7 protein-coding genes and 1 pseudogene are annotated in these 7,891 nt (G+C 69.9%); 4 read left to right on the top strand and 4 right to left on the bottom strand.

What is annotated here, in order from left to right:
* Positions 1-114 (top strand): annotated as a pseudogene (locus VFL64_RS21270) (3-oxoacyl-ACP reductase); the annotation flags it as partial.
* A gap of 143 nt (positions 115-257) precedes the next feature.
* Here the strand turns inward: VFL64_RS21270 and VFL64_RS21265 are convergent.
* A complete protein-coding gene (locus tag VFL64_RS21265; protein WP_489542383.1) occupies positions 258-1,046 on the bottom strand; it encodes an SDR family NAD(P)-dependent oxidoreductase in 789 nt (262 codons plus the stop codon).
* Positions 1,047-1,159: 113 nt separating this feature from the next.
* Between VFL64_RS21265 and VFL64_RS21260 the strand changes: the two genes are divergently transcribed.
* Entirely contained in the window at positions 1,160-2,065 is a 906-nt protein-coding gene (locus VFL64_RS21260) for an SMP-30/gluconolactonase/LRE family protein (RefSeq protein WP_489542382.1), read from the top strand.
* Between the two features lie 28 nt (positions 2,066-2,093).
* Entirely contained in the window at positions 2,094-3,014 is a 921-nt protein-coding gene (locus VFL64_RS21255) for an aldose 1-epimerase (protein ID WP_489542381.1), read from the top strand.
* 4 nt (positions 3,015-3,018) lie between these two features.
* Here VFL64_RS21255 and VFL64_RS21250 read toward each other — a convergent pair whose 3' ends face one another.
* From VFL64_RS21250 to VFL64_RS21240, 3 genes are all read right to left on the bottom strand, one after another.
* Positions 3,019-3,357, bottom strand: a complete 339-nt coding sequence (locus VFL64_RS21250) for a translation initiation factor Sui1 (RefSeq protein ID WP_489542380.1) — start codon at positions 3,355-3,357, stop codon at positions 3,019-3,021.
* On the bottom strand, positions 3,354-4,469 hold the full coding sequence (locus VFL64_RS21245; RefSeq protein WP_489542379.1) for a 3-deoxy-7-phosphoheptulonate synthase: 1,116 nt from the start codon (positions 4,467-4,469) through the stop codon (positions 3,354-3,356). Before VFL64_RS21245 ends, VFL64_RS21250 begins: the two co-directional genes overlap by 4 nt.
* A 73-nt stretch (positions 4,470-4,542) precedes the next feature.
* The gene (locus VFL64_RS21240; protein WP_489542378.1) at positions 4,543-5,130 is read right to left on the bottom strand and encodes a hypothetical protein; all 588 of its coding nucleotides are present in this window, start codon (positions 5,128-5,130) and stop codon (positions 4,543-4,545) included.
* Positions 5,131-5,318: 188 nt separating this feature from the next.
* Between VFL64_RS21240 and VFL64_RS21235 the strand changes: the two genes are divergently transcribed.
* The gene (locus VFL64_RS21235; protein ID WP_489542377.1) at positions 5,319-7,673 is read left to right on the top strand and encodes a fatty acid cis/trans isomerase; all 2,355 of its coding nucleotides are present in this window, start codon (positions 5,319-5,321) and stop codon (positions 7,671-7,673) included.
* Positions 7,674-7,891: the final 218 nt, after the last annotated feature.

The following is a 7,891-nucleotide window of genomic DNA, read 5'->3' as shown; positions in this document are numbered from 1 at the left end:
CTGCCCGACAAGCTGCAGCCGCATGACATTGCGCGCATGGTGCTGTTTCTCGCATCCGACGACGGCGCGATGTGCTCGGCGCAGGAGTTCAAGGTCGACGCCGGCTGGGCTTGAGGGCTGGCGTGGGGCGGAGCGGGGCTTCGATACCTCAGCCTGAGCGGTCGGAGGTAGGCGGGCGCAGCGCTTCCACAACCTCCGAACACTCACAGCCCGCTCAGGCTGAGGTATCGAAGCCCTGCTCCGCCCCACGCCAGCCCTCAAGCCCAGCCGGCGTCGACCTTGAACTCCTGCGCCGAGCACATCGCGCCGTCGTCGGATGCGAGAAACAGCACCATGCGCGCAATGTCATGCGGCTGCAGCTTGTCGGGCAGGCACTGGTTGCGCTTGATCTCCGCTTCGCCCTCGGCGTCGAGCCACAGCTTGATCTGCCGCTCGGTCATCACCCAACCCGGTGACACCGTGTTGACGCGAATCCGGTGCTCGCCCAGTGGCTTGGCCAGGCCGCGGGTCAGCCCGTTGACCGACGACTTGGCAATGGCGTAGCAGGGGTAGGCGCCGCCCTTGGCCTGCCAGCCGGTGGAGCCGAGGTTGATCACCGAGCCGAAGCCCAGGCGCTTCATGCCGGGCACCACGGCCTGGATGGCGAAGAAGGCCGGCCGCTCGTTGATGGCCATGCGCTCCTCGTAGTAGGCCGGCGTCACCGACTCCAGCGTGTGGCGGTCGTCGCTGGCGACGTTGTTGACGAGGGCGGCGAAGTCGCCCAGCTGCACCGCGGCGTCGGCGACGGCCTGCTGCAGGGCGGCGACGTCGCGCACGTCGCAGGTGCGCCACCACGGCGCGGGGTGGCCCTGCTCGGCGATCTGCCGGGACAGCGCCTCGCTCGCCGACTCGGCCACGTCGATGAAGGCCACGCGCGCGCCCTGCGCCGCAAAGGCGCTGACGATGGCGGCGCCGATGCCCGTCGCGCCCCCGGTGACGAACACCGCGCGGCCCCGCAGGCTGGGGAAAGTGGCAAAGGCGCGGGAAGTTTCAACGGCGTTACTCATGATTGCAAAAGCGATATGTATTGATAGGTGAAATTGACATTTCCTTTATCAATATGCACAGATACCATCCGCCGCGTCAAGGGCTGGTTCATGGCCCGCACACGGAGACAGGTGTGACGAAAACGATTGAAGCCAGCACGCCGCGCTGCGTGTGGCCAGCGGGCGCCGAGCTTGGCGAGGGGGTGATGTGGTCGCCTGGCGAACAGACGCTGTATTGGGTCGACATCCTCGGCCGCCAGCTGCACCGCCTGCACCCCGCCAGCGGCGCGCGCACGAGCTGGCTCTTCGACGAAGAGATCTCGGCCATCGCCGAAGTGGCCGACCGCCCCGGCCGCCTGGTGGTGACGCTGCGCCGCGGCTTCGCCGAGTTCGACACGCTGCGCCCCGGCGCGGTCGCGCAGTACCGGCACCAGCCGGCCGAAGAGCCGCCCGGCAACCGCTTCAACGACGGCAAGTGCGACGCCGCCGGCCACTTCTGGGGCGGCAGCATGGACTTCGATTGCGTCGCGCCGACCGGCGCGCTCTACCGCTACGGAGCCGACGGCCGCTGCGTGCGCCACGCACTCAACTTCGCGGTAACCAACGGGCCGACCTGGTCGCTCGACGGGCGCACGATCTACGTCAACGACACCGTGCGTGGCCGCGTGAACGCCTACGACGTGGACGCCGCCTCGGGGGCGCTCTCGAACCACCGCCTGTTCCTGCAGTTCGCCGAGGGCGATGGCTTCCCCGACGGCATGACCACCGACGCCGCCGGCCGCCTGTGGATTGCCCACTGGGGCGGCGCCTGCGTGAGCTGCCATGACCCGCGCAGCGGGGCCGAACTCGCGCGCATCGCGCTGCCCACCAGCCACATCACCAACATCGCCTTCGGGGGCTCGCAGCTGCGCACCATGTACGTGAGCAGCGCGCGCTTCGGCCTCACGCCCGAGCAGCTGAAGGCCGAGCCGCTGGCGGGCGGGCTGTTCGCCATCGACACCGACACGGCCGGCCTGCCGGCCAACCGCTTTGGCGGATGAATGGCGGATGAATTCACCAGGACCTCGCATGCCTCCCGTTGCCGACACCGAACACCCCATCGTCTGGCTGCACCACGCCGGCCAGAACCTGGGCCTCGTGCCCTCGCTCGGTGGCAGCGTGGCCGCCTGGCAGATCGATGCGGACGACGACCCCATCGACCTGTGGCGCCCGTGGGATGGCCAGAAGCCCGACCTCTACACGCTGGCCTCGTTCGCCATGCTGCCGTGGTCCAACCGCATCAGCCACGGCGGCTTCACCGAAGGCGGGCAGTTCCACCCCATGCGGCCCAACCGCACCGGCGAGCCCTATCCCATCCACGGCGACGCCTGGCTGCAGGCCTGGACGCTCTCGCGGCCGGCGGCCGACACACTGGTGATGTCGCTGGTCTCGCAGCACTTCGACGGCAACCCCTACGCGTACCGCGCGACCCAGACCTTTCGCCTGGTCGACGGTGGGCTCGACCACCGCGTGGAGGTGGAGCACCTCGGTGACACGCCCCTGCCCTACGGCCTGGGCGTGCACCCGTGGTTCCCTCGCACGCCGCGCACGCGGCTGCATGCTCCCGTGAAGGGCGTGTGGCTGTGCGGCGACGACCCGCTGCCCACCGACCACACGCACGACTTTCCGACCGGCTGGAACCTCGGCGACGGCATGGACGCGAACGGCAGCCTGATCGACAACGGCTTCACCGGCTGGGACGGCACGGCGCGCATCACCTGGCCTGAGCGCGAGCTGCAGCTCACGCTGGCCATGCGCGACCTCACACCGAACGAGGAGCAGTTCTGCCTGGTCTACCGCCCACCGGTGGGGCCGGCCTTCTGCTTCGAGCCGATCACGCAGCCCATCGACGCCTTCCACCTGCCGGGCCGGCCGGGCCTGCGCGTGCTGGCGAAGGGCGAGCGGCTGGCGCTCGACATGGCGTGGCGCTTCGGCGCGATCAAGAGCTGACGGCTCAGCCGCCGCTGCGCAGCACCGTCCAGCCGCCGGCCTGAAGCTGGGCCATCACGCGATCGACGTGGTCGCCCTGCAACTCGACCACGCCGTCCTTCACCGTGCCGCCCGTGCCGCAGGCGGTGCGCAGCTGCTTGCCCAGCGTGGCGAGCGCGTCAGCCTCCAGCGGCAGGCCGCGCACCAGGGTCACGGCCTTGCCGCCCCGGCCTTTCGTCTCGCGGCTCACGCGCACCTTGCCATCGCCCAGCAGCGCGGCCTTCTGCTTGCAGGTGCAGGCCGCCACCGGCTGGCGGCAACCGGGGCACATGCGCCCGCTGTCGGTGGAGTAGACGAGGCTCATCGCGTGCGCCGTGCACGCACCGCCGCGGCGAGCGCCTGCAGCACCGGCACCGTCTGCGCGAAGCCGATGCAGGCGTCGGTGATCGACACGCCGTGCTTCAGCGGCACGCCAGGGGTCAGGTCCTGGCGGCCTTCTTCGAGGTGGCTCTCGATCATCAACCCGGTGATGCGGCGTTCGCCGGCGGCGATCTGCGCCGCCACCTCCTGCGCCACCGTGATCTGCCGCTGATGCTGCTTGCTGCTGTTGCCGTGCGAGACGTCGATCATCACCTGCTCGCGCAGGCCGGCGCTGCGCAGCGCGTCGCAGCTTGCGGCCACGTGGGCCGCGCTGTAGTTGGGCTCCTTGCCGCCGCGCAGGATCACGTGGCAGTCGGCGTTGCCGCGCGTCTCGAAGATCGCGGCAACGCCCATCTTGGTCATGCCCATGAAGGCATGCGGCGCACGCGCGGCGAGCACTGCGTCGGCCGCCACCTTGATGCTGCCGTCGGTGCCGTTCTTGAAGCCCACCGGGCAGCTGAGGCCCGAGGCGAGCTGGCGGTGGCTCTGGCTTTCGGTGGTGCGCGCGCCGATGGCGCCCCAGGCGATCAGGTCGGCGATGTACTGCGGGCTCAGGAGGTCGAGGAACTCGGTGCCGGTGGGCAGGCCGAGGTCGGTGAGATCGAGCAGCAGCTGGCGCGCACGCTCCAGCCCTTCGTTGATGGCGAAGCTGCCGTCCAGGTGCGGGTCGTTGATGTAGCCCTTCCAGCCCACCGTGGTGCGCGGCTTCTCGAAGTAGGCGCGCATCACGACCAGCAGGTCGCCCTGCAACTCGTCGGCCACGGCCTTCAGGCGGCGGCCGTATTCGATGGCCTGGTCGTGGTCGTGGATGGAGCAGGGGCCGACGACGACGATCAGCCGGTCGTCGCGGCCTTGCAGCACGTCGGCGATGGCAGCGCGGCTGCGCTCCACCAGCGCGAGCGTGTTGTCGCGCACCGGCACGCGCTCCTGCAGCAGGGCCGGCGAGATGAGCGCACGCACGGCACCGATGCGCGTGTCGTCGATGCGCGTGGTGTCGAGCGTGCTGTCGCGCGAACCGGCTTCGCGGTCGTGCTGGGGGTCGTCGAGGGTGGGCATGGCGGGTGGGGCGGTGAGGGCTGCGAAGCCCTCGATTGTCCGCCCACCGGCGCGGGCCGGCCCTTGCGCTGTCTCAGCCCTTGCGGTTCTGCGCGTCGTGCTTCTGGTGGTGGATCTTCTTGCTCTGGTGGTCTTCGGCGCGCTGCACATGCGCCTGCTCGTGGGCGCCGACCTTGCCGTCCTTGCCGGCGGCGTATTCCTTGTGGTCGACCTTGGCCTGGCCGCGCTCCAGCTTGGCCACTTCGTGGTTGGTGAGCGTGCCATTCTGAATGCCGGCTTCGACGCGCTGCTGCTGGTTGATGTTGCGCTGCACGTCGGCCTGCATGCGCTGCGACGAGGCCGACTGCGGGTTGCCGTTCACGCCGTTGGTCTTGGCGGTCTTGATGTCCTGGCTGGCCTTGTTCTGCGCGGCGCTCAGGCGGGCACGTTCGGCATCGCTCAGCTTGCCGTCCTTGAGGGCTTGCGCTTGCAGCTTGTCGACCTTGGCTTCGTCGCGTTCGAGCAGGGCGCCTTCGCGGGTGGTGATGCTGCCGTTCTGCAGGCCTTGCTCGATGCGCTGCTGCTGGTTCACGTCGCGCTGCACGGTGGTGGCGGCGGTCTGTGCAAAGGCGCCCACGCTCGCGGCGAGAAGAAGGCTGGCGGTGATGAGGCTGTGCTTCATGATGAGGTCTCCGTTTTGGGGGGGTGTCGATCGAGCGCTGCGTTCGTGAGGGTTCAACGGGCCCTTTCGGCAAGGCGTTGACGGCCTTGCGTTAACGCCAGGTGAAGCGCTGTATCGCTTTGTGCGCCGGCTTCAGGGTGCGTTCAGCCCTCGGCTATGCTGCCCGGGCCCCGACTCGAAGGAAGCGCATGCGCAGCACCAGCCTGGCCCTGATCCTCGTCTGCCTGACCGGTTGCGCGGTGTTGACGCAAGACGCGCTCGACGCACGCTACGGCCCAGCCGAGCCCACGCGCTTCGATCGGCCGGCGCTCGTGGCAACAGGTGGCGTGTCGTACCGCAACGAGGTGCAGCCCATCCTGGAGAACCGCTGCGTGGTCTGCCACGGCTGCTACGACGCACCCTGCCAGCTCAAGCTCGGTGCGTGGGAAGGCGTGGCGCGCGGCGCGAGCAAGGAACGCGTGTACGACGCCTCGCGCCTGACGCAGGCTCCACCCACGCGCCTGTTCGTCGACGCGCAGCGCGCCTCGCAATGGCGCGAGCGAGGCTTTCATTCGGTGCTCAACGAGCGCACGCCCACCCCGGCCAACAACCTCGCGGCCAGCCTGCTCTACCGCAGCCTCGCGCTGAAGCAGGCGCACCCGCTGCCAGCCGAACCGGTGCTGTCGAACAAGGAGTTCGACTTCTCGCTCGACCGCGCGCAGAGCTGCCCGCGGCTCGACGAGGTCGACGCCTACGAGCGCGAGCATCCGCGCGCCGGCATGCCCTACGGTCTGCCGGGCCTGAGCGAGCGCGAGCACGGCGTGCTGATGCGCTGGATCGCCGCGGGCGCACCCAATGACCCCCCGCAGCCGCTCGGCCCCGCGCTCTTGCGCCAGGTTGCCGAGTGGGAGCAGTTCCTCAACGGCGCATCGCTCAAGCAGCAGCTGATGGGCCGCTACCTGTACGAGCACCTGTTCCTCGGGCATCTCATCTTCGAAGGCGATGCCGATCGCACGGTGTTCCGGCTCGTCCGCTCGGCCGAGGCACCGGGCCGACCCGCGGCGGCGATCGCCACGCGCCGCCCGTTCGACGACCCCGGCGTGTCGCGCCCCTACTACCGGCTTGTGCCGGAGCGCGAGACGGTGCTCGCCAAGACGCACATGCCCTACCTGCTCTCACCGGCGCGCATGGCCAGGTACCAGGGCTGGTTCCTCGATGCCGACTACCGCGTCGATGCCCTGCCCTCCTACGAAGAAGAGAAGGCCTCCAACCCCTTCATCAGCTTCGCGGCCATCCCGCCCGAGTCGCGCTACCGCTTCCTGCTCGACGAGGCCGAGTTCTTCATCATGAACTTCATCAAGGGCCCGGTGTGCCGCGGCCAGATGGCGCTCGACGTGATCGAAGACCGCTTCTGGGTCTACTTCGTCAACCCGCGCGCCAACGCCGCTGACGAGAGCGCCGAATGGCTGCAGCGTGAGGCCGAGAACATGCGCCTGCCCGCCGCCGACGGCAGCAACTCGGGCGCGCTGCTCGCCTGGCGCCGCCTGGCCGACGGGCAAGACCGCCTGCTCGCGGCCAAGAGCGCCTTCCTAAACCAGCGCTTCGGCGGCGCGCACAGGCTCGACCTCCACACCATCTGGGACGGTGGCGCGGATCGCAACCCGAACGCCGCGCTCACGGTGTTCCGCCACTTCGACAGCGCCTCGGTGGTCAAGGGCCACGTGGGCGAGCCGCCCAAGACGGCGTGGGTGATCGGCTACCCGCTGTTCGAGCGCATCTACTACCTGCTGGCCGCCGGCTACGACCCGTACGGCAACGTCGGCCACCAGCTCAACAGCCGGCTGTACATGGACTTCATGCGCATGGAAGGCGAGTCCAACTTCCTGATGCTGCTGCCCAAGGCGGCGCGCGCCGGCGTGCGCGACCACTGGTACCGCAACGTGAGCGAAGACACCAAGGCCTACGTGGGCGGCGAGCGCGCGCGCTTCGAGGCCGAGACCGGCATCACCTACCGCAGCAAGGACCCGCAGCGCGAGCTGTACGGCCTCTTGAAGCAGCGCCTCGCCCCGGTGCTTGCGCCGCGCTTCGACCTGGCCAGCGTGCCCGACGCGGCGCTGCGCCAGAACCTGCTGCGCCTGGCCGCCGTGCGCGGTGCGAGCCTCGCGTGGCTGCCCGAGGCCAGCGTGCTGCGCATCGACGAGCCCGGCCGCGAACCGCGCTGGTTCAGCCTGCTGCGCGACACCGGCCACTCCAACGTGGCGCATCTCTTCGAGCAGCGCGACCTTCTGCTGCCGGCCGAGAACCTGCTGACCGTGGTGCCGGGCTTCATCGGCGCCTACCCGAACGCCATCCTGCGCGCCACGCCGGCCGAGCTGCCAGCACTCAGCGCGGCCATCGCCGGCCTGGCCTCCGAGGCCGACTACCGCGCCCTCGCCAACCGCTTCGTGATCCGCCGCACCGACCCCGGCTTCTGGGCCGCGAGCGATGCGCTGGCCGCGGCCTACCGGCGCTGGTCGCCGCTGGAGGCGGGCCTCTTCGACTACAACCGGCTGGAGAACCGCTGACGCGCCGGCACGGCACCGCACTTGCTTGGCCTGGAGGGTCTGTCCCTCATGGAGGCCTTCGCATGAACACTGCGTTGACGGCAGCAACTGCCAAGAGGTGGGCCCGCGCACTCGCCGCGGCCCTGGCGCAGGGCGTGATCGCCCGCGGCAACATGGTCTGCGGCGGCTGCGCTCAGGTGCCCGGCGGGGCCTCGCCCTCCCAGTCGAGCACGCGCCAG

Source organism: Rhizobacter sp., assembly GCF_035702065.1.
Lineage (GTDB): Bacteria > Pseudomonadota > Gammaproteobacteria > Burkholderiales > Burkholderiaceae_C > Rhizobacter.
Note: the sequence above shows the minus strand (reverse complement) of the source record. Positions and strands in the feature narration are given on the sequence as shown.

Bases quoted from the DNA above. Each gene is read 5' to 3' on its own strand.
- VFL64_RS21235 (WP_489542377.1), top strand. From the start codon at position 5,319: ATGCGCAGCACCAGCCTGGCCCTGATCCTCGTCTGCCTGACCGGTTGC.
- VFL64_RS21245 (WP_489542379.1), bottom strand. From the start codon at position 4,469: ATGCCCACCCTCGACGACCCCCAGCACGACCGCGAAGCCGGTTCGCGC.
- VFL64_RS21240 (WP_489542378.1), bottom strand. From the start codon at position 5,130: ATGAAGCACAGCCTCATCACCGCCAGCCTTCTTCTCGCCGCGAGCGTG.
- VFL64_RS21250 (WP_489542380.1), bottom strand. From the start codon at position 3,357: ATGAGCCTCGTCTACTCCACCGACAGCGGGCGCATGTGCCCCGGTTGC.
- VFL64_RS21265 (WP_489542383.1), bottom strand. From the start codon at position 1,046: ATGAGTAACGCCGTTGAAACTTCCCGCGCCTTTGCCACTTTCCCCAGC.
- VFL64_RS21255 (WP_489542381.1), top strand. From the start codon at position 2,094: ATGCCTCCCGTTGCCGACACCGAACACCCCATCGTCTGGCTGCACCAC.